Annotated in this window: 22 protein-coding genes; all 22 read left to right on the top strand. The window is 43.8% G+C overall.

Annotated elements, in window-relative coordinates; genetic code table 11:
• Positions 1-34 precede the first annotated feature (34 nt).
• The 22 genes from PGY05_RS00910 (at position 35) to PGY05_RS00805 (ending at position 24,441) form a co-directional block, all read left to right on the top strand.
• Entirely contained in the window at positions 35-382 is a 348-nt protein-coding gene (locus PGY05_RS00910; RefSeq protein WP_022219890.1) for a type II toxin-antitoxin system PemK/MazF family toxin, read from the top strand.
• Positions 383-434: 52 nt separating this feature from the next.
• Positions 435-1,247: a hemolysin family protein gene (locus PGY05_RS00905; protein WP_243872203.1), complete on the top strand. Its 813-nt coding sequence runs from the start codon at positions 435-437 to the stop codon at positions 1,245-1,247.
• A 51-nt stretch (positions 1,248-1,298) separates the two neighbouring features.
• Positions 1,299-2,033 carry a YebC/PmpR family DNA-binding transcriptional regulator gene (locus PGY05_RS00900; protein ID WP_022219892.1) on the top strand — a complete coding sequence of 245 codons (735 nt, stop codon included), beginning with the start codon at positions 1,299-1,301 and terminating at the stop codon, positions 2,031-2,033.
• Between the two features lie 23 nt (positions 2,034-2,056).
• Positions 2,057-2,818 (top strand): CFI-box-CTERM domain-containing protein, encoded by a 762-nt coding sequence (locus PGY05_RS00895; protein WP_195502528.1) that lies wholly within the window; start codon positions 2,057-2,059, stop codon positions 2,816-2,818.
• A 248-nt stretch (positions 2,819-3,066) separates the two neighbouring features.
• A complete protein-coding gene (locus tag PGY05_RS00890; protein ID WP_055260573.1) occupies positions 3,067-3,798 on the top strand; it encodes a ClpP family protease in 732 nt (243 codons plus the stop codon).
• A gap of 143 nt (positions 3,799-3,941) precedes the next feature.
• The gene (locus PGY05_RS00885) at positions 3,942-6,596 is read left to right on the top strand and encodes an FtsK/SpoIIIE family DNA translocase (RefSeq protein WP_195502527.1); all 2,655 of its coding nucleotides are present in this window, start codon (positions 3,942-3,944) and stop codon (positions 6,594-6,596) included.
• 32 nt (positions 6,597-6,628) lie between these two features.
• Positions 6,629-8,296, top strand: coding sequence for a formate--tetrahydrofolate ligase (locus tag PGY05_RS00880; protein ID WP_055156706.1), 1,668 nt, complete (start codon positions 6,629-6,631; stop codon positions 8,294-8,296).
• Between the two features lie 33 nt (positions 8,297-8,329).
• Positions 8,330-9,703, top strand: coding sequence for a chitobiase/beta-hexosaminidase C-terminal domain-containing protein (locus PGY05_RS00875; RefSeq protein WP_270475163.1), 1,374 nt, complete (start codon positions 8,330-8,332; stop codon positions 9,701-9,703).
• A 293-nt stretch (positions 9,704-9,996) separates the two neighbouring features.
• Positions 9,997-11,178 carry an iron-containing alcohol dehydrogenase gene (locus tag PGY05_RS00870; protein WP_195502525.1) on the top strand — a complete coding sequence of 394 codons (1,182 nt, stop codon included), beginning with the start codon at positions 9,997-9,999 and terminating at the stop codon, positions 11,176-11,178.
• Positions 11,179-11,472: 294 nt separating this feature from the next.
• Complete coding sequence (locus PGY05_RS00865; protein WP_055156711.1) at positions 11,473-12,360, top strand: sulfide/dihydroorotate dehydrogenase-like FAD/NAD-binding protein; 888 nt, start codon at positions 11,473-11,475, stop codon at positions 12,358-12,360.
• The gene (gene gltA / locus PGY05_RS00860; RefSeq protein WP_117556726.1) at positions 12,360-13,745 is read left to right on the top strand and encodes an NADPH-dependent glutamate synthase; all 1,386 of its coding nucleotides are present in this window, start codon (positions 12,360-12,362) and stop codon (positions 13,743-13,745) included. The genes PGY05_RS00865 and gltA overlap by 1 nt, the downstream gene beginning before the upstream one ends.
• Positions 13,746-13,999: 254 nt before the next feature.
• Positions 14,000-14,674 (top strand): HAD family hydrolase, encoded by a 675-nt coding sequence (locus PGY05_RS00855; protein WP_270475162.1) that lies wholly within the window; start codon positions 14,000-14,002, stop codon positions 14,672-14,674.
• Between the two features lie 20 nt (positions 14,675-14,694).
• Entirely contained in the window at positions 14,695-16,719 is a 2,025-nt protein-coding gene (locus tag PGY05_RS00850; protein WP_442872491.1) for a HelD family protein, read from the top strand.
• 39 nt (positions 16,720-16,758) lie between these two features.
• Complete coding sequence (rlmH, locus tag PGY05_RS00845; protein ID WP_022219903.1) at positions 16,759-17,238, top strand: 23S rRNA (pseudouridine(1915)-N(3))-methyltransferase RlmH; 480 nt, start codon at positions 16,759-16,761, stop codon at positions 17,236-17,238.
• Between the two features lie 16 nt (positions 17,239-17,254).
• The gene (locus tag PGY05_RS00840) at positions 17,255-18,091 is read left to right on the top strand and encodes an MBL fold metallo-hydrolase (protein WP_270475160.1); all 837 of its coding nucleotides are present in this window, start codon (positions 17,255-17,257) and stop codon (positions 18,089-18,091) included.
• A gap of 336 nt (positions 18,092-18,427) precedes the next feature.
• Complete coding sequence (locus PGY05_RS00835) at positions 18,428-18,643, top strand: FeoA family protein (RefSeq protein WP_008370804.1); 216 nt, start codon at positions 18,428-18,430, stop codon at positions 18,641-18,643.
• Between the two features lie 189 nt (positions 18,644-18,832).
• Positions 18,833-19,636: a hypothetical protein gene (locus tag PGY05_RS00830; RefSeq protein WP_270475159.1), complete on the top strand. Its 804-nt coding sequence runs from the start codon at positions 18,833-18,835 to the stop codon at positions 19,634-19,636.
• 55 nt (positions 19,637-19,691) lie between these two features.
• Complete coding sequence (gene yqfC, locus PGY05_RS00825) at positions 19,692-19,979, top strand: sporulation protein YqfC (protein ID WP_008370801.1); 288 nt, start codon at positions 19,692-19,694, stop codon at positions 19,977-19,979.
• 6 nt (positions 19,980-19,985) lie between these two features.
• Positions 19,986-21,245 carry a sporulation protein YqfD gene (locus PGY05_RS00820; RefSeq protein WP_270475158.1) on the top strand — a complete coding sequence of 420 codons (1,260 nt, stop codon included), beginning with the start codon at positions 19,986-19,988 and terminating at the stop codon, positions 21,243-21,245.
• 3 nt (positions 21,246-21,248) lie between these two features.
• Complete coding sequence (locus tag PGY05_RS00815) at positions 21,249-22,256, top strand: PhoH family protein (RefSeq protein ID WP_270475157.1); 1,008 nt, start codon at positions 21,249-21,251, stop codon at positions 22,254-22,256.
• Positions 22,253-22,747 carry an rRNA maturation RNase YbeY gene (gene ybeY / locus PGY05_RS00810; protein ID WP_008370797.1) on the top strand — a complete coding sequence of 165 codons (495 nt, stop codon included), beginning with the start codon at positions 22,253-22,255 and terminating at the stop codon, positions 22,745-22,747. Before PGY05_RS00815 ends, ybeY begins: the two co-directional genes overlap by 4 nt.
• 23 nt (positions 22,748-22,770) lie before the next feature.
• Positions 22,771-24,441 (top strand): putative polysaccharide biosynthesis protein, encoded by a 1,671-nt coding sequence (locus tag PGY05_RS00805; RefSeq protein ID WP_270475156.1) that lies wholly within the window; start codon positions 22,771-22,773, stop codon positions 24,439-24,441.
• Positions 24,442-24,474: the final 33 nt, after the last annotated feature.

Raw genomic sequence — 24,474 nt, 5'->3', positions numbered from 1 at the left:
ATGAAAGTATCTTGATAAGCGGAGTGTGAAAGAAGTGCAGATCAGGCGTGGAGATATTTATTATGCGGATTTAAGTCCGGTAGTCGGTTCGGAGCAGGGCGGTGTGCGCCCGGTTCTTGTCATCCAGAATGATGTCGGGAACCGGCACAGTCCGACCGTTATCTGTGCCGCGATCACTTCAAGGATGAATAAAGCGAAGCTGCCGACACATGTGGAAATCGATGCAAAAAGGTACAGAATCGTCAAGGATTCTGTTGTCCTTCTGGAGCAGATTCGGACTATCGATAAACAGAGACTGAAGGATTACGTGTGCCGGGTAGACAAAGAGCTTATGAGAAAAGTCGATGAAGCGCTGTGCGTCAGCCTGATGCTTCATACATAAAAGAGGAGAAGTATGGAAAGCAATGGAAACGGAAGGTAATTTACTTCAGAAAATGAAAAATGTATTTTCTGACAATGAAGATAAAGAGAAAATTGCAGAAGAAATCATTGAAAAAGTACTGGAAGGCTATGAAAAAGGTGTTCTGACAAGACGTGAGATGAAGATGATCACCAACATTTTTGAATATATGGATTCGGATGCAAAAGATATCATGACGCACCGGAAAAATATCGTAGCACTGGATGGAGAAGAATCTCTGGAAAAAGCACTTACCTTTATGCTGGAGGAGAACAAATCCAGATTCCCGGTTTATGAAGAAGATATTGACAACATTGTGGGGATTCTTCATATCCGGGATGCTATGCAGAGCTACCTGGACGGTCCGGCAAGGAAAAAACCGGTGCACGATCTGAAGGATGCCATCCGTCCGGCAGGATTTATCCCGGAAACAAAGGCGATTGACAAACTGTTTCAACAGATGCAGCAGGACAAGAGCCATATGGTGATCGTGCTGGATGAGTATGGACAGACATCAGGGATCGTTACGATGGAAGATATTGTAGAAGAAATCGTTGGAAATATCCAGGATGAGTATGATGAGGAAGAAGAGCTGATCATCAAACAGGCAGATGGTACATATATCGTGGATGGTATGACACAGCTGGAGGATCTGGAAGAGCTTCTGGGAATCAGTTTCAACGAAGAAGATTACGATACGATCAATGGTTATCTGATCGACTGCCTGGACAGAATTCCTTCGGAAGATGAAGAATGTCAGGTGGAATTCGGAGGCTATCTGTTCCATGTATTGTCAGTTGATAATAATACAATACGCAAAGTCCTTGTCAGTAGGACAAAAAAGTGATAAAATAGTACAATTGAGAATAGTAAAAATACTGAAGAGAGGTAAAAAGTAATGTCAGGACATTCAAAATTTGCGAATATCAAGCATAAAAAAGAAAAAAACGACGCAGCAAAAGGAAAAGTATTCACGAAGATCGGTCGTGAAATCGCTGTAGCAGTCAAAGAAGGAGGCGGAGCTGATCCGGCTAACAACAGCAGACTCCGTGATGCGATTGCAAAGGCAAAAGCAAATAATATGCCAAATGACAATATTGACAGAAGTATCAAAAAAGCAGCCGGAGACGGAGATGCTAACAACTACGAACACATCGTATACGAAGGATACGGACCGAACGGAACTGCAATCATCGTTGATGCACTTACTGATAACCGTAACCGTACTGCTTCTAATGTAAGAAGCGCTTTCACAAAGGGAAAAGGAAATATCGGAACCAGTGGATGTGTTTCTTTCATGTTTGATCAGAAAGGACAGATCATTGTCGATAAAGAAGAATGTGAACTGGATGCAGATGATCTGATGATGCAGGCACTGGATGCAGGAGCAGAAGATTTTTCGGAAGAAGAGGACAGCTTTGAAATTCTTACAGATCCGAATGATTTCAGTGAGGTTCGTCTTGCTCTGGAAGAAGCGGGTATTCCGATGGCAAGCGCAGAAGTTACAATGATTCCACAGACATGGGTAACTTTGGACAACGAAGAAGATATCAAGAACATTCAGAAGACGCTTGATCTTCTTGAAGATGATGATGATGTACAGGAAGTATATCATAACTGGGAAGAAGCATAGGATCGATTCCGGGAGGAACCTGAATGAATCAGAGTATACAGAATGGACTGAATGATCTGTTTGACCAGATTATTCCGATTTCCGGAGATTTCAATAAAAAGACTTATGCGGATTCGTTTAAAAATGCATACGAGAAGTATAAGCCGCTTTTTACTGAGATTGCACAGGAATGCGAGAATTCGGAAGACAGACAGGAAGAGATTGAAGAGATTGCTGCTGTTCTGCCGGATAGAATGCGGAAAGTACTGGAGCAGGAAAGTTCAAAAAGAAAAAAAGAAAATGTACTTATGAAATATAATCTGGGCATGGTTACGTATGTGATCCCGATGTTCCGTTATGGCAGAATGGATGCTTGTGAAGAGATTGTAGACTGCATGATCGAACGCTGGAATGATCATGATTTGGAACTAAAGATCAGTAAATCGGAATTCGAGCAGATCCAGGGAGGCTTCAAATCACGTCTCTGCTATATTACTACAGCCGTATGTGCAAGCCTTGGCAAACCGGATGACTGTTACGAACTGAATCTGATGAGAAGATACAGAGATGAATATCTGGTGAATCAGAAAGGCGGCGAAGAAATTGTTGCCGAGTATTACGATATTGCTCCGACAATCGTAAACCGGATCAACCGGATGGAAAATTCAGAAGATGTATATGCAGATATCTGGAGCCGTTATCTTCACCCATGTGTTTCCATGATCGAATCCGATAATCTGGAGGCATGCCGCAAGATTTATACGGATATGGTATATAGCCTGCGCAGGAAATATTTATTTTCATAATGTTTAAATCAAAGAGAATGTGCCGAGTCGCATTCTCTTTTGCGTATACAGTGAATCAGGTACAGATTTGTGTCGGTACAAGAATCTGCGATTCATTTCTGTGGCGAAAATCCTGCATATTTTCATAAGCATTGTCCATACTAAGCTAAAAAGAACGGAGGAATGCGGCAATGAAAATACAGGAAGAAACGGATGTAAAAGAATACCAGATACGCAAGAAAAAGAGCAGGGAAAAGACTGTAGAAAATATGGAAAATAAAGAAAAGGCAGTCAGAGAGACAGAGCCGGAAACCACAAAGGAAGAAGATGAACATGTTAAAGAAATGGGAATGCTTTCGCTTGACCGACGTCGGAATCATCAGATCGAGCTACTCACGATCATCGGCGAAGTAGAAGGGCATGAGACGGTTTCCGGCAGTACAAAGGCAACCAAGTATGAGCACCTGCTTCCAAAGCTGGCACAGATTGAGAACAGTGTTCAGACTGATGGTGTGCTGATTCTCTTAAATACACTGGGCGGAGATGTGGAGGCGGGACTTGCGATTGCGGAAATGATTGCGTCCTTAAGCAAACCGACAGTATCTCTGGTACTTGGAGGGTGTCATTCTATCGGTGGTCCTCTTGCTGTGTCGGCAGATTATTCTTTTATTGTTCCAAGTGGGACGATGATCATTCACCCGGTGCGGACAAGCGGAATGTTCATCGGTGTGGCACAAAGCCTGCGGAATATTGAAAAGACACAGGACCGGATCACCGGATTCCTTGCAGAGCATTCCGGAATGTCACAGGAGCGGATTGAAGAACTGATGCTGGATTCCACACAGCTTGTCAAAGATGTGGGGACAATGCTGGAAGGAAAACGTGCAGTGGAGGAAGGACTCATTGACGAAGTTGGCGGAATAAGAGATGCATTAAATAAATTGCATGAAATGATTGATGAAAAAATGGAAAATACTGATAAAAATTATGAGATGACATAAGGCGAAGAGGATGCTATAATAAAATAGTATGTACAAGTATACACTTTTGATGACTGATTCCGGATACTATATCTGGGGAGAGAGGAGAAGGAATCGGTCATTTGATTACAAGATAAAGAGTATAAATACAAGGGGGAAGTTTGATGGCTTCAAAGACAACCGGAACAAAGAAAAATGCAAAGCAGAGCACGGCGAAAAAGCGGCAGCCTACGAAGAAGACAAGTGCAAAGTCTGCAAAATCTGCGAAGACAACCAGAAAGAATACCACATCAAAAGCTGTGCCGCAGGAAGAATCATTTCTTGCAACGGAGATTCTGATCTGGGTGACACTTGCGGTAGGGATTCTGCTCACAATCAGCAATTTCGGACTTGCAGGTGCATTTGGAAGAAAGATTGCAGCACTGCAGCAGGGAATGATGGGTTGGATGGCGTATGTATTTCCACTGCTTTTATTTTGTGGAGTCGCGTTTGTGGTTTCCAATAAAGGAAACAGGATCGCATATATTAAGACTGTTGCAGGCGTTGTATTACTGGTTCAGTGCTGTGTGCTCTTTGAACTGATTGATGAAAAAGGCGGATCTGTCGGAAAGGCAATTGCGGTCAGACTGGTGCCGGCAATCGGTAAAGTTGGTACATATGTTGTCGTGATCATTTTAATGGTGATCTGTGTAGTCCTTATCACAGAAAAGTCTATTCTAAAAGGAATGAAGATCGGCGGGGAAAAAGCGTATGACCGTGCCAGAGAGGACATGCAGAAGCGTAAAGAAGAGGCTGAGGAACGCAGGGCAAGACGGGAAGCTATGCGTGTTGATTATCAGGTAAGCGGCGTTTCCTTTAATTCGACAGTTGGAGGAAAAGAGAACGAGGCAGAAAAAGCAGAAGAAAAAGCCGGAAAAGAAGCAAAGGAAAGCACAGAAAAGAAAGCTACCAGACGCAGCCGGAAGGATATGAGCAGCGTGCTTGCCGGTGCAGAAGAAGCGGCTGCAAAGCACATTATGGAACAGACTGGGAAAATTGCACTGGATGATGTAGTGATCAATCGTGCGATGCCCCTTTCTGCTACAGAGCTGATCCCGGATCCGGAACCGGTTCCCCTTGAGCCGGTGAAAGAAAAACTCCCGAAGTTCTTAAAAGGAGCGATGCAGGAAGCAGAAAAAAAGACGGAGTCCGGTAAAGATATACAGACAGATGTGGCTGAAGAAAATTTATCAGCGGTGCAGACAGAAGACGGAATAAAAAGACAGGTCTCCGGAAATTCAAAAGTTAAGGCAGATATCCCAAAAGAGGTGGCTGCTGTTGCAGATACGATTGCAAAAAGTGAGAAACCGGTCAGGGAATACCGCTTTCCACCTCTTAGTCTGTTGAAGCATGGAAGTAAAACCTCCGGAGATTCGGATGCGCATCTGCGGGAGACAGCAGCAAAGCTCCAGAAGACACTTCGAACCTTCGGTGTGAATGTTACAATCACTAATATCAGCTGCGGACCTTCTGTCACACGCTATGAGTTACAGCCTGAGATGGGGGTGAAAGTCAGCAAGATCGTAGGACTTGCGGATGACATCAAGCTGAACCTGGCGGCGGCTGATATCCGTATTGAGGCACCGATCCCGGGAAAAGCAGCGGTCGGCATTGAAGTTCCGAATAAGGAAAATACTGCAGTTATGCTGCGTGATCTTCTGGAATCAGATGAATTTAAGAAAAGTAGATCACGGATCGCATTTGCGACAGGTCGTGACATTTCAGGTAAAGTGGTGGTATCAGATATCGCAAAGATGCCGCATCTGCTTGTCGCAGGAGCTACCGGATCCGGTAAATCTGTCTGTATCAATACGATCATTATGAGTATTATCTACAAAGCAAAACCGGAGGATGTGAAGCTGATCATGGTAGATCCAAAGGTGGTGGAATTAAGTGTATATAATGGAATTCCACATCTGATGATCCCGGTTGTAACGGATCCGAAGAAGGCAGCAGGAGCTTTGAACTGGGCGGTTGCGGAAATGAACAGACGTTATCAGCTTTTTGCCGAGTATAATGTCCGTGATCTGAAAGGTTACAATGATAAAGTCGAGAACATTAAAGATATTGATGATCCGAATAAAGCACAGAAACTTCCACAGATTGTAATCATCGTAGACGAACTTGCAGACCTGATGATGGTTGCACCTGGAGAAGTAGAAGAGGCAATCTGCCGTCTGGCACAGCTTGCGCGTGCGGCAGGACTTCATCTGGTTCTTGCAACGCAGAGACCATCGGTTAATGTCATTACCGGTCTGATTAAGGCGAATATGCCATCAAGAATAGCATTTTCTGTATCATCCGGTGTGGATTCCCGTACCATCATTGATATGAATGGCGCGGAGAAGCTGCTTGGAAAAGGCGATATGTTGTTCTATCCGGCTGGCTATCAGAAGCCGGTACGTGTTCAGGGGGCTTTTGTTTCTGATAAAGAAGTCCAGGCAGTGGTTGATTTCCTAAAAGAGAACAGCGGAGGCGCAGCCTACAGTGAAGAGATCCAGAAGCAGGTGAATAGTAATCAGAATGTATCTGCGGGAGGAGCATCTTCCGAGGACGACAAAGATGTCTACTTTGTAGATGCAGGAAAGTTTATCATTGAAAAAGACAAAGCATCGATCGGAATGCTCCAACGGGTGTTTAAGATCGGGTTTAACCGTGCGGCGCGGATTATGGATCAGCTTGCCGAGGCGGGAGTCGTAGGAGAAGAAGAAGGTACCAAACCAAGAAAAGTACTGATGTCTATGGAACAGTTTGAGCAATACATAGAAGAATCAGTTTAAGAAACGCAGAAGAAAAAAGGGAGGATATAATTATGAAGACAGACATTCAGATCGCACAGGAGGCAGAGATGCTCCATATTCGCGAGGTTGCAGCAAAGGTTGGAATTGAAGAGGAAGACCTTGAGTTTTACGGCAAGTATAAGGCAAAATTATCGGATGAACTGATGGAAAGAGTAAAAGACAGACCAGATGGAAAGCTGGTACTTGTTACTGCAATCAATCCGACTCCGGCGGGAGAGGGGAAGACGACGATTACCGTTGGACTTGGAGAGGCAATGGCAAAGCTCGGTAAAAAAGCTCTGATCGCTCTGCGCGAGCCATCGCTCGGACCTTGCTTTGGAATTAAAGGCGGTGCTGCCGGTGGCGGTTATGCACAGGTTGTACCGATGGAAGATCTGAATCTTCATTTTACCGGAGATTTTCATGCGATCACATCGGCAAATAACCTGCTTGCAGCTCTTCTTGACAACCATATCCAGCAGGGAAATGCTCTTGGAATCGATCCGAGACAGGTTGTGTGGAAACGGTGTGTAGATATGAATGACCGTGTACTGCGTAATGTAGTAGTTGGTCTTGGAAATAAAATGGACGGAATGGTAAGAGAGGATCATTTTGTGATCACGGTTGCGTCCGAAATTATGGCAATTTTATGTCTGGCAGACGATCTGGAAGATCTGAAAAAACGTCTTGGCAGAATCATTGTTGCCTATACATTTTCCGGAGAACCGGTTACAGCTGACCAGCTTCATGCAACTGGTGCAATGACAGCACTGTTAAAGGATGCGATCAAGCCGAATATTATCCAGACTCTGGAACATACACCGGCACTGGTACACGGTGGCCCGTTCGCAAATATTGCACATGGCTGCAACAGTGTACGTGCAACCAAGATGGCGCTTAAGCTGAGTGATATCACGATCACAGAAGCGGGATTCGGTGCGGATCTGGGTGCAGAGAAGTTTATGGATATCAAGTGCCGTATGGCGGGACTGAAACCGGACGCAGTAGTTCTGGTTGCAACGGTACGTGCATTAAAATACAATGGTGGCGTGCCAAAAGACGAACTGAACAAAGAAAATCTGGATGCTCTTGCAAAAGGAATTGTAAATCTTGAAAAGCATATTGAGAACCTGCAGAAATTCGGCGTTCCGGTTGTGGTTACCTTGAATTCATTTGTCAGTGATACTGAAGCAGAATACGAATTTATTCGTAAGTTCTGCGAAGACAGAGGCTGCGAATTTGCCCTTGCAGAAGTATGGGGTAAAGGCGGAGACGGCGGAAAAGAGCTGGCAGAGAAAGTATTACAGACTCTGGAGACAAAAGAAAGCCATTATCATCCGATTTACAGTGATGAGTTATCAATTGCAGAGAAGATCGAGACAATCTGCAAAGAGATTTACGGAGCAAAGAGTGTTGTATATGAACCTGCTGCAAAGAAACAGCTTGCACGAATTGAATCAATGGGCTTTGGCAAGTTCCCGGTATGTATGGCAAAGAACCAGTATTCTCTGTCCGATGATGCGAAGCTTCTTGGACGTCCGGAGAACTTTGATATCCATATCCGTGAAGTCTATGTAAATGCAGGAGCAGGATTTGTTGTTGCTCTTACCGGAGCAATCATGACCATGCCGGGTCTTCCGAAAGTACCTGCAGCAAATGGAATTGATGTAGAAGACGGTAAAATTACCGGATTGTTCTAAAAGAAGTATGATACCAGAAGGAGACGAAAGACAATGAAATGTATGCACTGTGGAGCAGATTTGCCTGAAGATCAGTTGATCTGTCCTAGATGCGGCAGGGAAATACAGATTGTGCCTGATTATAACCCACTTGATGATATGCTGACTGCTCAGTTAAAAGGAGGCATTACACAGACAATGTCGCTTCATCTGGGTGAGCAGGAAAAGCAAGATGTCAGCTATTCTGGTGCGGCAAATCCGGTATATGAAAGACGGGAAAGTGTTGGAGGAGAGACCAGGTGTGTGGGAAATTCGGGAAGTGTTGGTCGTCGCCAGCAGGAAACTGTGACCAGGCGTGGAAGAGATGCGGTGGTCAGACGCAGTGATGTCAGACCGGCTACCGGACGTGTGGGTCAAAGAGAAGATGCGCGGGAACAGACGAGAAGAGCGTATGAAGAAGAACGCAGATTGCGGCGTATGCGGGCAGAAAAGAGAAAAGAGCGCGCCAGAAAAAAACGCCGGAAAATGCTGCTTATGCTACTGGCGGGGTGTATTGTTCTGGCAGGACTCATTTTCTTGTTTTATCAAAATTCATATACCGGAAAAGTAAAGAAAGGATACCGGCTTCTGGCAGCTTCCGAATATGAGAACGCACTCACTGTATTTGAAAAAGCAGCTTCTGGAAGTCCGAAGAAAGCAGAAGCTTATACAGGGATTTCAAAGGTTTATATTGCCAAGGATGATCTGGATCAGGCAGAAGAAGTTTTTACAGACGAGATTGCAAAGCAGTCCGGAAATGCAGAAATTTATCGTGCAGCGGTAGAATTTTATATTGATACCAAACAGGAAGAAAAGGTATCACCGCTTCTGAATGCATGTACCAGTGATACGGTTCTTGAAGCACTGAAGGATTATGTGTCAGGTGAACCGGAGTTTAGTCTGGATGAGACAGAGACATATGATGAAGTGCAGGCACTGGAACTGACCGGAAAAGGAAAAGCGATCTACTATACGACAGACGGTTCAGAGCCGACAACTTCAAGTACGAAATATACGGAACCGATCAAGATCGGTGAAGGTGAGACAACGGTGAAAGCAATTTCTGTTAATAAGAAAGGAATTCCAAGCCTGACAGAAAGTAAAACTTATAAAGTTGAGTTCCCGATTGCAGATGCGCCGGCGGTGACTCCATCGACCGGGCAGTATAACCATGTCCAATCAATCAGTGTAGTTGTACCGGATAAGTATACGGCATATTACACGACGGATGGATCAGATCCGGATCCGGAGAATAATTCTGCGACGCAGGAGTATACCGGGCCGATCGTAATGCCGGCGGGAAGTACGATTTTCAGCTTTGTTCTGCAGGATCAAAAAGGCAGATTAAGTGATGTCACAAGAAGAAATTATGAACTGAATACAGATTAAAACCCGATTTTAAGAAGAGAGTATGCCGAGTCGTCTGCTTGTCAGAGCAGACTGGTAAAGCGTACTCTTTTTCGATTACTTTCATTTGTGGATAACTTGCGTAAATATGTGAAATATATCACAAATCAAATATTTTATGAATAGAGTGTGGATAATATGGCTTATTAAAAATGTATAATTGTATGGAAACAAATACAATTTATTTGTGATAAAATATTGCAAAAAGGATAGAATTGAGATACAATGTGATTGTCAAAAAGATAACATACTTTAAGGGCGAAGGAGTGTTTGAAATGAGCAGATTTACATTACCAAGAGATATCTACCATGGAAAAGGATGTCTTGAAGAACTGAAGAACCTGAAAGGAAAAAAAGCAATCCTGGTTGTCGGAGGAGGTTCCATGAAGCGTCAGGGATTCCTCGACAGAGTTGAGAACTATCTGAAAGAAGCAGGAATGGAAGTAAAGCTTTTTGAAGGTGTTGAGCCAGATCCATCTGTTGAGACTGTTATGAAAGGTGCAGCAGTTATGCAGGAGTTCCAGCCGGACTGGATCGTAGCTATGGGTGGCGGATCACCGATTGATGCTGCAAAAGCAATGTGGGCATTCTATGAATATCCGGATGTTACATTTGAAGATCTCTGTATTCCGTTCAACTTCCCGGAATTAAGAACAAAAGCAAAATTTGCTGCAATTCCGTCAACATCAGGAACAGCAACAGAAGTAACAGCATTCTCCGTTATTACCAACTATCAGACCGGAGTAAAATACCCACTTGCCGATTTTAATATTACACCGGACGTTGCAATTGTAGATCCGGATCTTGTCATGGGTCTCCCGGTAAAGCAGGTTGCTTACACAGGTATGGATGCACTGACACATGCGATCGAAGCTTATGTATCTACCTTGAACTGTCCATTTACAGATCCGCTTGCACTGCAGGCAATCGAGATGGTTCTGGATTACCTTCCGGCATCTTACAAATGTGATGTGATAGCAAGAGAGCAGATGCATTATGCACAGTGTCTTGCAGGAATGGCATTCTCCAATGCACTTCTTGGAATCGTACATTCTATGGCACATAAGACAGGTGCGGCATTTTCAACCGGACACATTCCGCACGGATGCGCAAATGCAATTTATCTTCCATATGTAATTAAGTATAATGCAAAAGATCCGGTCGCTGCAAAACGTTATGCAGAAATCGCACGCAGAATGGGACTTCCGGGTACATCTGAGAAAGCGCTGATCAACAGCCTGTGTGCAAAGATCGATGCATTTAATGTAGAACTGAATATTCCGAAGACACTGAAAGATTTCGGTATTGACGAAGCAGAATTCAAAGAAAAAATTGCAAAGATTTCAGAACTTGCAGTTGGTGATGCATGTACAGGATCCAACCCACGTCCGATCGATCCGGCAGCTATGGAAAAACTTTTCAACTGTACATATTATGGAACAGAAGTAGATTTTTAAAAAAGAGAATACAGTTCTTACAGAGACAGACGGACTCAATATTGACCGTCTGTCTCATTTTTATATCCGGTCAGCAGGTAAAAATTCGTGTCGGCACAAGATTTTATGTAGTTGAAAATTTTGATAACCGGAAGAATTTTGGCAGATTTATAGAAGAAATATTGGTACTTATAGATAAAAAAGATAGTTATATTTATGACATAAATAATTTTTTAACAAATTAAAAAGAAATACTTGCTATTTACTTTGCAATAATTTATCATAAAGAGAGTAAATATTTTAGGAGGCAATGCAATGTACAAGATAAGAAAAGCTGAAAAACTGGCTGATAAGATTTATCTTATGGATGTAGAAGCACCACGTGTGGCAAAGCACTGTGAGCCAGGACAGTTCGTAATTGTCAAGATGGATGACAAGGGGGAAAGAATTCCGCTGACAATCTGCGATTATGACAGAGAAGAAGGAACAATTACCATCGTATTCCAGACAGTAGGAGCATCTACTGAGAAGATGGCACAATTAAAAGCAGGAGACTCTTTCAGAGATTTCACAGGACCGCTCGGATGCCCATCTGAATTGATTTCAGAGGATATTGAGAGTCTGAAGAATAAAAAGATCTTATTTGTAGCCGGTGGTGTTGGTGCAGCCCCTGTATACCCGCAGGTTAAATGGATGCACGCACATGGGATCGATGTAGATGTTATCGTTGGTTCTAAGACAAAAGATATGCTGATTCTCGAAAAAGAGATGGAAGCAGTTGCAGGAAATTATTACCCATGTACAGATGACGGTACATACGGACATGCAGGTATGGTAACAACAAAGATCGAAGCACTTGTTGCAGAAGGTAACAAGTATGATGTCTGTGTTGCAATCGGTCCGATGATCATGATGAAATTCGTATGTCTGCTCACAAAGAAACTCGAAATCCCGACTATCGTCAGCATGAACCCGATCATGGTAGACGGAACAGGTATGTGTGGTGCATGCCGTCTCCACGTAGGCGATGAAATCAAATTTGCATGTGTAGACGGACCGGAATTTGACGGACATCTCGTTAACTTTGATGAAGCAATGAAGAGACAGCAGATGTATAAGACTCAGGAAGGCAGAGCTATGCTGAAATTACAGGAAGGTGACACACATCACGGTGGATGCGGTCATTGCGGAGGTGACGAATAATGGCAGACGTATTAAAGAAAGTACCTGTAAGAGAACAGGATCCGAAGGTACGTGCAACAAATTTTGAAGAAGTATGTTATGGATATAATCAGGAAGAGGCAATGGAAGAAGCAAGCCGTTGTATCAACTGTAAGAATGCTAAATGTATTCAGGGATGTCCTGTAGGAATCAATATTCCTGCATTCGTTCATGAAGTAAAAGAAGGCAATATCGAAGAAGCATATAAGATTATCGGACAGTCTTCTGCACTTCCTGCTGTTTGTGGACGTGTATGTCCGCAGGAATCACAGTGCGAAGGAAAATGTATCCGTGGTATCAAAGGAGAATCTATTTCTATCGGTAAGCTGGAAAGATTCGTTGCTGATTACGCTCTGGAGCATGACATCAAACCGGTTGGAGCTGACAAGAAGAACGGACACAAAGTTGCTGTTATCGGTTCTGGTCCGGCAGGACTTACCTGTGCAGGCGACCTTGCAAAGCTTGGCTATGATGTAACTGTATTTGAAGCACTTCATGAACTCGGTGGAGTACTTGTATATGGTATTCCGGAATTCCGTCTTCCAAAACAGAAAGTCGTTGCAAAAGAGATCGCAAAAGTAAAAGAGCTTGGTGTTCACTTTGAGACAAACGTTGTAATCGGTAAATCTACTACAATCGATATGCTGATTGAAGACGAAGGATTCGAAGCAGTATTTATCGGATCAGGAGCAGGACTTCCAAAATTCATGGGAATCCCGGGGGAAAATGCCAACGGTGTATTTTCTGCAAATGAATACCTGACAAGAAGTAATCTTATGAAAGCATTTGATGATTCTTATGATACACCGATCGCAGCTGGTAAGAAAGTTGCAGTTGTTGGTGGTGGTAACGTAGCAATGGATGCTGCAAGAACAGCACTTCGTCTTGGAGCAGAAGTTCATATCGTATATCGTCGTAGCGAAGAAGAGCTTCCGGCCCGTGTAGAAGAAGTTCATCACGCAAAAGAAGAAGGTGTACAGTTCGACCTACTGACAAACCCGGTAGAAATCCTCGAAGAAGATGGATGGGTAAAAGGAATCAAATGTGTTCGTATGGAACTTGGTGAACCGGACGCATCAGGAAGAAGACGTCCTGTACCGGTTGAAGGTTCTGAATTCGTGATCGATGTTGATACAGTTATCATGTCACTCGGAACATCACCGAACCCGCTGATTTCTTCTACAACAGAAGGACTGGAAGTTAACAAGTGGAAATGTATCGTTGCAGACGAAGAACACGGAAAGACTTCTAAAGAAGGCGTATACGCAGGTGGAGATGCCGTAACAGGTGCAGCTACAGTAATCCTTGCTATGGGAGCCGGAAAAGCTGGTGCAAGAGGTATCGACGAGTATCTTTCAAATAAATAAGGGTTATGACCGCAGTTCCTTTTGATAGGGACTGCGGTTTTTGTATAGGTTGTGTAGATCACTTTGAAAAAATAATCGTTCCAATTCAAGTTGTGCAAAGGGGAGAAAACTGGCGGTTATAAAGGGCGGAGAAACGGACGCTGGTTTGTATGTTTTGGCTGATTTTAAAGGAGGTTTGGAGATTAGGGTTTCTGGACAAGAAGAGTCAAAAATGGTACAATAAAAAAAGTATTATTTTGTGAAAGAGGGTTATTATGAAGTATAAATATATCTTATTTGACTTGGATGGGACGATTACGGAATCGGGACCGGGGATCATGAATTCGGTGGAGTATGCGCTGAATAAAATGAACCGGGAGGTTGGTGATCGGGATACTTTAAAGAAATTTATCGGACCGCCGTTGACGGAATCAATGGAGAAATATTATGGGATGTCTGAGGAAGAGGCACTGCTTGGAGTAAAGTATTACCGGGAATATTATGCGGTGAAAGGCATTTTTGAGAATTCGGTGTATGAAGGGCTTGCGGAGACGCTGGAATCCTTGAAAAATGAAGGATATATACTTGCAGTGGCGACTTCCAAACCGGAAGAGTATGCAAAAAGGATTGCGGACAAATTTGACTTTACAAAATATTTTGCAGGGATTTACGGGGCTACGATGGATGGCTCTCTGATCCGGAAGGCGGATGTGATCCGGTATGCGTTGGATAACCTGGGCGTGGAAAGGGAGAATTACGATCAGGTCGTTATGGTCGGTGACAGAAATAATGATATCTACGGTGCAAAGGAGAATGGGATCCAGGTGATCGGTGTCCTGTATGGATACGGAGATCTTGCGGAGCTTCAAAGTGCCGGTGCAGATTACATTGCAAAGATGCCGGAAGAGATTGCACAAATCATCGGAAGATGTAATCATGAGAGGGTTTGAATATGAGTAATAACGACGCAATGAACAGTGAGATTCGGTTTCTGGAAGAGGTTGAAGAGAAACTGAAGACACGCATTACCGAGATCAACGCATTGTTTCTTGAAGGAGAAAAACAGATTGAGAGCATGCATGATTATTATTGGGAAAACTATACGGAGATGGATGAGTATGGTTATGAAAATTATGATAATCAGCAGGCACTTCTCGGAGAAGTTAATGCGAACAATGAACGTCTGATGAAAAAACAGCGCCTTAAGAAAATGATCGACTCCCCATATTTCGGAAGAGTGGATTTTCTCTTTGAGGGGGAAGAAGAAAGCGAAAGTTTTTACATCGGAATCGGCAATTTTGCGCCTAAGGCAGGAATGACGCCACTGATCTACGACTGGAGGGCGCCAGTGAGCGGTCTTTTTTATGATTATGACAGAGGACAGGCTTCTTATGAAGCACCGGGAGGAACCATTGAAGGGGAGATTACTTCCAAATGGCAGTATAAGATCAAGAAAGGGAAGATGGTTTATGCATTTGAAAGTGACACCAAGATTGATGATGAGATCCTGAAACAGGAGCTTGGAAGTAACGGGGATGTACAACTGAAGAATATTGTCCGTACTATCCAGAAAGAACAGAATGAGATCATTCGGAATGTAAAGGACAAAGTTCTGGTCATTCAGGGAGCCGCAGGAAGTGGGAAAACCTCCGTTGCACTGCACCGGATTGCATATCTTTTGTATCACGACAGGAAAAATTTAAAAGCATCGGATATCCTGATTCTTTCACCGAACAGCGTATTTGCGGATTATATTTCCCACATTCTGCCAGAGCTTGGAGAAGAAAATATCCAGGAAATGAGTTTTGATCTGTTTGCGTACAGAGAATTGAAAGGAATCGTATCGGACTGTGAGGACCGTTATGATTATCTGGAGAAGCTGATCCATTTTCCAAAGATGGGAATCCGGGAGAGCTATTTGAAGAAGCAGTCTGCCGGATTTGTCGGAGAGATGGAAGGCTTTCTGGCAGTTCTGGAAGATCAGCTGATGGATTTTAAGCCGGTTAAGATCCGTACTCTGGAAAAAACCGAAGAGGAGCTAATCCATCTGTTCTATTTCAAATTTCAGGATATTCCGATCCTTGCAAGAATGGATGCGGTGATGGAATATCTGGTGGATGAATACGAGACATTGTATAACCGGAATCTTCCGGAAGATGAGGTAGAAGAGATCCGGGAGAAATTCAACCGGATGTATGTCACCCGTGATATTTACAAAATATATAACTGGTTTTTGGAGGACAGTGGATATGAGACACTGGCAAAAATTCCGTATGAGAACAGAAAACTCCAGTATGAAGACGTATTTCCGGTACTTTATCTCAAATACCGGATGCTTGGAGGAACCAGACATAAGCATATCAAGCATCTGGTGATCGACGAGATGCAGGATTATTCATATTTGCAGTACGTGGTACTGTCCCGGCTGTTTTCCTGCCGGATGACGATCCTTGGCGACCGGGCGCAGACACTGGACAGTCAGATGCAGGATGTACTGACATTCCTGCCGAAGATTTTCGGACGTACGATCCGCAAGATCATCATGAATAAAAGTTACCGGAATACCATTGAAATCGCAGAGTATGCAGCGAAATTTACCGGGGAGAAAGATCTGGAATATCTGGAGCGTCATGGCAAACCAGTGACCGAAAAGACATTTGATTCGGATGAGAAACTGTTAAATGAACTTATCCGGGAGGCAGATGCCGGAATGGATAAATATGAGACCGCCGCAGTTCTGACGGAGACGATGGACGAGGCGTATACAATGACCAGGATGCTTTCAAACCGTGGACTTCCGGTAAACTGTATTGACCGGGACAGCAGTACCTTTGAAAAAGGCGTGACAGTAACGACTTTCTATATGGCAAAGGGACTGGAATTTGATCAGGTATTCGGCGTGTTCCCGAAGAAGGAAAATCCGATGACCGGGCAGGCAAAATACATCTGTGCAACAAGAGCACTGCATGAGCTTTATATGTATGAAAGGGCATAACTGTACAGACTGATACAGCGAAAGAGAGGAAAGAACAGGATGAAGATAACCGTACTGACGGTTGGAAAAATAAAAGAAAAGTATCTGCGGGATGCGATCGCGGAATATACGAAGAGACTGAGCCGCTACTGCAAGCTGGAGATCATTGAGGTGGCGGATGAAAAGACACCGGACAATGCCAGCGAAAATGCAGAGGAAATGATCCGGCAAAAAGAGGCCGAACGTCTTTTGAAATATATCCGTGAGGATGCATATCTTATTACACTGGAGATAGGCGGAAAGCAGCTGACCTCCGAAGAATTTTCAGAGAAAATTGAAAAACTTGGCATTCAGGGAACCAGTCACATTATTTTTGTGATTGGCGGATCCATAGGGATCGGGAAGGCAGTTCTGGAAAAATCGGATTATGCACTTAGTTTTTCAAAAATGACATTTCCGCACCAGCTGATGCGTGTAATCCTGCTAGAGCAAATTTACCGTGGATACCGGATCATGTCGGGAGAACCCTATCACAAATAGAAAAGAGGTTATTCATATGAAGATGGTAGTATTAGTAGAAAACAGTTCCAGATGCAGACTTTGTGCAGAACATGGACTGTCGGTTTATATCGAATATGAGGGAAAGACGTACCTTCTGGATACTGGCGCAACAGCGCTCTTTGCAGAAAATGCAAAGAAGCTGGGGATTGATCTTTCGAAAGTAGATACGGCGTTTTTATCCCATGCACATTATGACCACAGTGGCGGTTTTGAGGAGTTTTTTAAGGAGAATGACAAAGCAGCGGTCTATATGCAGGAGACGTCTGCTGAAAACTGCTTTTACCGGACAGAAGGAAAAGATAAATATATTGGAATTCCGCAGCATCTTCTGGAAAATTATAAAGAGCGGTTCCGTCCGTTAAATGCAGTCTGTGAAGTTGAAAAAGGCGTCTGGGTCGTACCGCATTTTACCGGCGGTTTGGATGAGATGGGACGCAGGGCACACATGTACCGGAAAATCGGTGAAGAGTTTATTGCAGATGATTTTGCACATGAGCAGAGTGTGGTTTTTGAGACGGGAAAAGGACTGGTGATATTTAATAGCTGTTCCCATGGGGGAATTGTCAATATTGTGCGAGAAGTGCAGATGGCACTCGGCGGGCAAAAGGTCTATGCGGTTGTCGGTGGATTCCATATGATGAAGCTTTCGGGCATGGATACACTTGCCATACCAGAGGAAGAGGTTGTGGAAACTGCGCAGGAATTGAAAGGGCTTGGCGTAGAGGAAATCTATACCGGTCACTGTACCGGAAATATTGCATTCAGGATTCTGAAAAAAGAACTTGGCGAAATGGTACATGCACTTGGAACAGGGGAAACGGTGGTATTTTAAATGAAGGAAGCCCCAGGATTTATCATGGGTAATGAGTTGATAGATTCTGGGGCTTTTGTCTTGTTACATTGCTTCTTTTATGAGTATGATTTCAGGTTCGGTCATTGCATAAGCATCTAGAATTTCATCCAGCTCGTCTGCCTTGATCAGATTTTCTTCCAGAACTAGCTTATAGTGAGGGTGATAAAACAGAAGTTGAATTCTGAAAATAATTGTTAAATATGGCTATTGAATGGAATTGTGTATATAATAACTAAAAAACATTGTCGTTGACTAACCAATATGAAAGCGAGTATACTGTAGTAAAATCAAAGGAGAAAAAAAGAAGGTGTAAAAATGCAGGCATTATCAACAGCTGTTCCGGGGAAATGGTACACGATCAAATGGATGTTCGGAGTACCGGAGGTGCTGGAAAAATTAAAGGAATTCAAAATCAAAGAGGGCAGCGAAATCCATGTGATCCAGAATGATGCCAGTGGTATGATGATTATAGCATCTGACCAGAAGCGGTTCGCTATCAGCCAGGATGCCGCCGCGAGAATTCAAGTATAACAAAGAAATGAAAAATCGATCTTACAATCACAGGAAAAGTAGGATCGATTTTTTTGTATATCCGGATCATGAAGGAGCCAGTCTGTTCGATTTTATAAAGTTTTCACAGAATAACGGATTGTTTTCAGCTGCGATTGAAGATATAATACATTTATGTAACAAAATAGAAGCGCGAAAGAGGGAAAACAAATGTTAGAAATTATTTGTCTTATATGGCTTTGGCGTGTGAATGGAAAGCACGCGATAGAAAGAGGACAGAATCCAAAAAAATATCGTGCATTGACACTGGGATTGTGGTTTGGCCTTGAATTTACCGGTACTTTTGTCGGAGCCTGGCTGATGCAGCTTTTGAATGCAGGTGATAATGCATTTTACGGGGCATATGTTTTTGGAATTATCGGAGCTGCAATTGGTGGTTTCACTTCTTACTGGGTTGCAAAAAAAGCACCGATGGGAAATTACAGACCAGAAGACCAGCCAAATGGATGGAATAATCAGTCAGGTGGATGGAATCAGAGCCAGAACGGTTGGGATAATCAGCCAAATGGGTGGAATCAGAGCCAGAACAGCTGGGATAATCAGCAAAATGGATGGAACCAGAATCAGAACGGCTGGAATAATCAGCAAAATGGATGGAACCAGAATCAGAACGATTGGGATAATCAACAGAATGTCTGGGGACAGCCACAGCAGGAACCGGATTGCCTTTTTACTCCGGCAACGATCCGTATTATCGAAGAAGAGGGCGGTTATACCGGCGGGCAGGATGCATTTTTCTTAAATGGCAGACCCATCTGTTCTCTGCGGCCGGGCAGTGAATATACCTTTACAACTTACGCAAAGAAGAATGTACTTACGATTGGAAGACCGACACCGGAATCGTCAGATGAGACAACGGTATTAAAGTTTATTGCCGGAGAAAAAGGTCGGATCGAAATTCATGCATGTGCGGGAAGATTGCTCCCGGGAAAATTCAGCAATTATACAGCATAGGAATATTATGTGGTTCTGAAGCATACACTGTCAACAAAACGGTATATGCGGCAATATGAGACAGAGATCCGAACAAGAAGACGGGACACGAAGGTATCGCATGGCAGATGCAGCAAATTTGCCGAAGGATGTGGTGCTGGGTGTCCCGATTCTGACTCTTACAGGGCATTATGAAGTGAATATAGAGAATTACCGTGGAATTCTGGAATATACCGAACAGCTGATCCGTATAAATGTACGTAGCGGGCAGATTCGCATCACAGGGAAATCACTTGAGATCAACTACTATACAACAACCGATATGAAGATTACCGGAAAGGTAGAGAAAATTGAGTATTCTTAGGAAGGGATGACGAAGATGCTGCGATATATTCTGAATAATCTTGCCGGATACCTACGCATCAGAGTCGAAGGATATTCACCGGAACGTTTTTTAAATCTTTGCTGTTATCATGGGATTTTTCTCTGGAATCTGAGACCGGCAAAAGGGGCATATGAGATGAATATCCGCGTCCGGGATTTCCGCAGACTGCGACCAATGGTCAGGAAGAGCAGGGCAAAGGTACGGATCACCCAGAAAAGAGGAGTCCCGTTTTTTATACATAAATACCGTGGACGGAAGCTTTTTTTTACAGGATCGGTCATCGCAATCTGTCTGATCTTTCTGCTTTCTTCTTTTATATGGAGGATTCAGATTGATGGAAACCTTGCAAGGACAGATGAGGTTTTGCTTTCTTTTCTGACAGAAAAGGGAATTGCCTGTGGAATGGCAAAAAAGAATGTAGACTGTGACCGGATTGAAAAAGATATTCGTATGGAATACGACGATATTATCTGGGTTTCAGCCTATGTTCATGGGAGTTGTCTGAAGATTAAAGTCAGGGAGAATCCTGACCGGAAGGAGCTGCAGACAGAAGCTGAGGCGGAAGCACCGATGGATATTGTGGCAGAAGCGGATGGGATCATTCAGAAGATCATTACACGAAAAGGGAATCCGCTTGTCCGGGAAGGCAGTGAGGTGAAAAAAGGAGAGATCCTTGTGAGTGGAAGTGTGGAAGTAAAGAATGATTCAGATGAGGTGACAGGATACCAGTACCGGGTATCGGATGCAGACATAATAGCACAGACAACGGTTGCGTATACAGATATTCTTAACAGGCTGCATCCGGTATGGAAAGATACCGGCAAGAAGAGCTGGAGGTTCTGGATAGAAACACCGGGAAGGCTGTATCTTTTTGGTAGGCGGGAGCTACCTTACCAGGAATATAATGCGCTGACCTGCAGATATATCCTGTATTTGGAGAGACATTTTCCATTTCCGGTCTCGGTAAGAGTTGAACGGAGCAAAGAGAGCAGAAAAGAGGAGATTTCTTATACAGACAGGGAAGCAAGAGAAATTCTGTCCTATAATTTTGAGAAGTTTTGCGCCCGATTAGAGAAAAAAGGGGTTCAAATTTCAGAGAATGATGTTAAAATATACAGGGAGACGAATCGGTATTCGGCAAAGGGAAAACTGGTTTTATCCGGACCGTTCGGAATTGTACAAAAAGGAACGGTACATGAACTGCCGAAGGCAGATGCAGAAAATATACAGCAGGAAGGAAACTGATTTATGGGAATTCTTGAGACCATGATAGACATACCGGCTGAACATGAAAAAAATGTGTTTGGTCAGTTCGATATATTTGCAAAAAAAATTGAGAGAGCTTTACATGTTACACTGATCGCGCGAAATGGAAAGGTGAAAGTCCTTGGAGAAGAAAAGAATGTAGAGAGGGCGCAGCAGGTATTGTTGCAGCTTACCGAGCTTTCCAGGCGCGGGAACACGATCCAGGAGCAGAATGTAGACTATGCCCTGTCCCTTACGATGGAAGACAGCACGGAAGATATTCTGACAATTGATAAAGACCTGATCTGTCATACACTTCAGGGAAAGCCAATCAAACCAAAGACGCTCGGACAGAAGAAATATGTGGATGCGATCCGGGAAAAGATGATCACCTTTGGCCTTGGCCCTGCCGGAACCGGTAAAACTTATCTGGCGATGGCAATGGCAATCACGGCGTTCAAACGCAATGAAGTGGGGCGTATCATTCTGACACGTCCGGCAATTGAAGCAGGAGAAAAGCTTGGCTTTTTGCCGGGAGATCTGCAGAGCAAGATCGATCCATATTTAAGGCCACTTTATGATGCACTCTATCAGATCATGGGAGCAGAAAGCTTTATCAAGAATTCAGAAAAAGGGCTGATCGAGGTTGCGCCTCTTGCCTATATGCGAGGCAGAACCCTTGACAACGCTTTTATTATTCTGGATGAGGCACAGAATACCACACCGGCGCAGATGAAGATGTTCCTGACACGTATTGGTTTTGGATCCAAAGTCGTGATCACCGGAGACTCTACACAGAAAGACCTTCCGGCAGGACAGACATCCGGACTTGATGTGGCAGTGAGTGTAGTCAAGAATCTGGAAGATATATCGATTTGCCGTCTGACCAGCCGGGATGTTGTCAGACATCCGCTGGTGCAGCGAATTGTTAAAGCGTACGAGGAATACGAGCAAAAGCAGGAACAGAAAAAATCCCACACTAGAGACAGAAAGAAACGAGGAACAAGATGAGACTATTTTTAGAGGATGAGGGAGCATTGGATTTAAAGCTGCCTTATGAAGAACTGGCGACAAAAGTTGCAGATGCAGTCCTGGATTATGAGAAGTGTCCATACGAGGCGCAGGTAGAACTTCTTCTTACGATGAATGAGGAGATCCGACAGATGAACCTGGAATTTCGCGGAATCGACCGTGCAACCGATGTCCTGTCATTTCCGATGACGGAATTCCCGTCACCGGCTGATTATGCATATCTGGATACAGATGACAGTTCATTTGATCCGGAGACCGGAGAACTGATGCTCGGCAATATTGTGATTTCCAAAGAGCGCGCAAAGGAACAGGCAGAAGAATATGGCCATTCGGTAGAACGTGAATTTGCTTTCCTTATTGCGCACAGTATGTTGCACTTGTTAGGTTATGACCATATGGAAGATGAAGAACGGCTCGTGATGGAAAAGAAACAGCGGGAAGTTCTGGAGATGCTGGGAATTACAAGATAGATAAAAGTATGAGGTTTTAACGTATGGGTAAAAAGAAAAAATCAAAGGGCGGCAGTTTTCTGATGCAGGGAAGCATCCTTGCGGCAGCCGGTATTATCACAAAGATCATCGGGGCAGTATACCGGATCCCGATGCTCAATATTATGGGGCTTAAAGGACAGGGCTATTATGATATGGCATTTCAGGTGTATTCTATTGCTCTGATTATTTCGTCTTACAGTCTGCCGGTTGCGGTATCAAAGCTGGTGTCATTCAAAATGGCGGCAGGAGAACGGAAAAATGCATTCAGAGTATTGAAGGCATCGCTGATCATAGCTACGCTATCTGGTGTCACAATCATGGTGATCGTATTTTTTGGAGCAGAGGCGATCGCAGAATATCTGATGGGAGCCAAAATGAGCTGCTATTCTTTGAAGGTGCTTGCTCCCGGACTCCTGATTTGTGCGATTATGGCAGTTTTTCGTGGCTATTTCCAGGGGATGGGAACGATGATCCCGACTGCAATTTCGCAGATCATTGAACAGCTTCTCAATGCGATTGTCAGTGTTGTAGGTGCAGCCGTTCTTCTGGAAAATGGAAAACAGATGGCTAAGGTGCAGGGAAATAACCTTTTAGGACCAGCCTATTCCGCAGCAGGAGGGACACTTGGTACAGTAGCCGGTGCGCTGCTCGGTCTGCTGTTCTTACTGTTCTGCTATGTGGCATTCCGCAAGCCGATGATGCGGCAGATGAAGCGGGACACCTCGAAAGAACTGGATGATTACCGTGCGATTTTCAAACTCCTGATTCTGACGATCGCACCGATCATTTTAAGTACAACAATTTATAACAGTGCAAATGTTATTGACAGTGCAATGTTCAATAAGATCATGGGTGCACAGGGAACTAGTGAGGCGGTCTGTGCAGAGCTTCTTGGTAAATTAGGACAGTATTATACCCTGTTTAACGTACCGCTTGCCGTTGCGAGTGCATTGGGATCATCTGTGATCCCGGGGCTTGTAAGCGCGGCAGAGAATCATGACAGAAGACTGTTGCATAACCGGATTTATACAGTTATCCGTTACACGATGCTGATCGCGATTCCAAGCGCATTTGGATTCTTTGCACTTGGTCAACCGATCATGGATTTCCTGTGGCCGAATGTAGATAATGTAACACAGGGAATTATGCTGAAGATCGGAGCAGTTTCTCTGGTATTTTATTCACTTTCAACCGTTACGAATACAGTGCTTCAGGGTCTGGACCGTATGATGGAACCGGTAAAAAATGCAATGGTATCCCTGATACTACATATTGTATCTCTGTTTATTATGCTTGTTATGTTCAAATGGGGCATTTATGCACTGATTGGAAGTAAGATTGTGTTCTCTTTATGCATGTGTATCATGAATGCACATGATATCCGTGAAGCATGTGGATATCTTCAGGAGAGCCGTAAGACTTTTGTCATTCCGTCTATCGCCGGAGCTGTTATGGCAATTTTGGCATGGGCAGTGCATTTCGTACTTGACACCTTCATCGGAGGAAGAATCGCAACCCTGATCGCCCTCATCGTGGCAGTAGCGGTATACGCAGTCGTTCTCCTTAAAATGGGTGGCATGTCCGAAAAAGAACTCCTCGGTCTCCCAAAAGGTCACCAAATTGTAATAGTCTGCAAAAAATGCCATTTATTAAAAGAACGCAGATATTACTAAGCTGTAGATGATTTGATATCACAACCTAAAAAT

This window comes from Coprococcus sp. AF51-11b1 (assembly GCF_027682785.1).
GTDB lineage: Bacteria > Bacillota > Clostridia > Lachnospirales > Lachnospiraceae > Allocoprococcus > Allocoprococcus comes.
This window is presented reverse-complemented; position numbering and strand designations above follow the sequence as displayed.

Excerpts from the sequence above, each read along its gene's own strand:
- PGY05_RS00885 (WP_195502527.1), top strand. The coding sequence starts at position 3,942 with ATGGCTTCAAAGACAACCGGAACAAAGAAAAATGCAAAGCAGAGCACG.
- PGY05_RS00850 (WP_442872491.1), top strand. The coding sequence starts at position 14,695 with ATGAACAGTGAGATTCGGTTTCTGGAAGAGGTTGAAGAGAAACTGAAG.
- PGY05_RS00875 (WP_270475163.1), top strand. The coding sequence starts at position 8,330 with ATGAAATGTATGCACTGTGGAGCAGATTTGCCTGAAGATCAGTTGATC.
- PGY05_RS00890 (WP_055260573.1), top strand. The coding sequence starts at position 3,067 with ATGGAAAATAAAGAAAAGGCAGTCAGAGAGACAGAGCCGGAAACCACA.
- PGY05_RS00815 (WP_270475157.1), top strand. The coding sequence starts at position 21,249 with ATGGGAATTCTTGAGACCATGATAGACATACCGGCTGAACATGAAAAA.
- PGY05_RS00905 (WP_243872203.1), top strand. The coding sequence starts at position 435 with ATGAAAAATGTATTTTCTGACAATGAAGATAAAGAGAAAATTGCAGAA.
- PGY05_RS00835 (WP_008370804.1), top strand. The coding sequence starts at position 18,428 with ATGCAGGCATTATCAACAGCTGTTCCGGGGAAATGGTACACGATCAAA.
- ybeY (WP_008370797.1), top strand. The coding sequence starts at position 22,253 with ATGAGACTATTTTTAGAGGATGAGGGAGCATTGGATTTAAAGCTGCCT.
- yqfC (WP_008370801.1), top strand. The coding sequence starts at position 19,692 with ATGAGACAGAGATCCGAACAAGAAGACGGGACACGAAGGTATCGCATG.
- PGY05_RS00840 (WP_270475160.1), top strand. The coding sequence starts at position 17,255 with ATGAAGATGGTAGTATTAGTAGAAAACAGTTCCAGATGCAGACTTTGT.
- PGY05_RS00820 (WP_270475158.1), top strand. The coding sequence starts at position 19,986 with ATGACGAAGATGCTGCGATATATTCTGAATAATCTTGCCGGATACCTA.
- PGY05_RS00830 (WP_270475159.1), top strand. The coding sequence starts at position 18,833 with ATGTTAGAAATTATTTGTCTTATATGGCTTTGGCGTGTGAATGGAAAG.
- PGY05_RS00805 (WP_270475156.1), top strand. The coding sequence starts at position 22,771 with ATGGGTAAAAAGAAAAAATCAAAGGGCGGCAGTTTTCTGATGCAGGGA.
- PGY05_RS00855 (WP_270475162.1), top strand. The coding sequence starts at position 14,000 with ATGAAGTATAAATATATCTTATTTGACTTGGATGGGACGATTACGGAA.
- PGY05_RS00895 (WP_195502528.1), top strand. The coding sequence starts at position 2,057 with ATGAATCAGAGTATACAGAATGGACTGAATGATCTGTTTGACCAGATT.
- PGY05_RS00880 (WP_055156706.1), top strand. The coding sequence starts at position 6,629 with ATGAAGACAGACATTCAGATCGCACAGGAGGCAGAGATGCTCCATATT.
- PGY05_RS00900 (WP_022219892.1), top strand. The coding sequence starts at position 1,299 with ATGTCAGGACATTCAAAATTTGCGAATATCAAGCATAAAAAAGAAAAA.
- rlmH (WP_022219903.1), top strand. The coding sequence starts at position 16,759 with ATGAAGATAACCGTACTGACGGTTGGAAAAATAAAAGAAAAGTATCTG.
- PGY05_RS00870 (WP_195502525.1), top strand. The coding sequence starts at position 9,997 with ATGAGCAGATTTACATTACCAAGAGATATCTACCATGGAAAAGGATGT.
- gltA (WP_117556726.1), top strand. The coding sequence starts at position 12,360 with ATGGCAGACGTATTAAAGAAAGTACCTGTAAGAGAACAGGATCCGAAG.
- PGY05_RS00865 (WP_055156711.1), top strand. The coding sequence starts at position 11,473 with ATGTACAAGATAAGAAAAGCTGAAAAACTGGCTGATAAGATTTATCTT.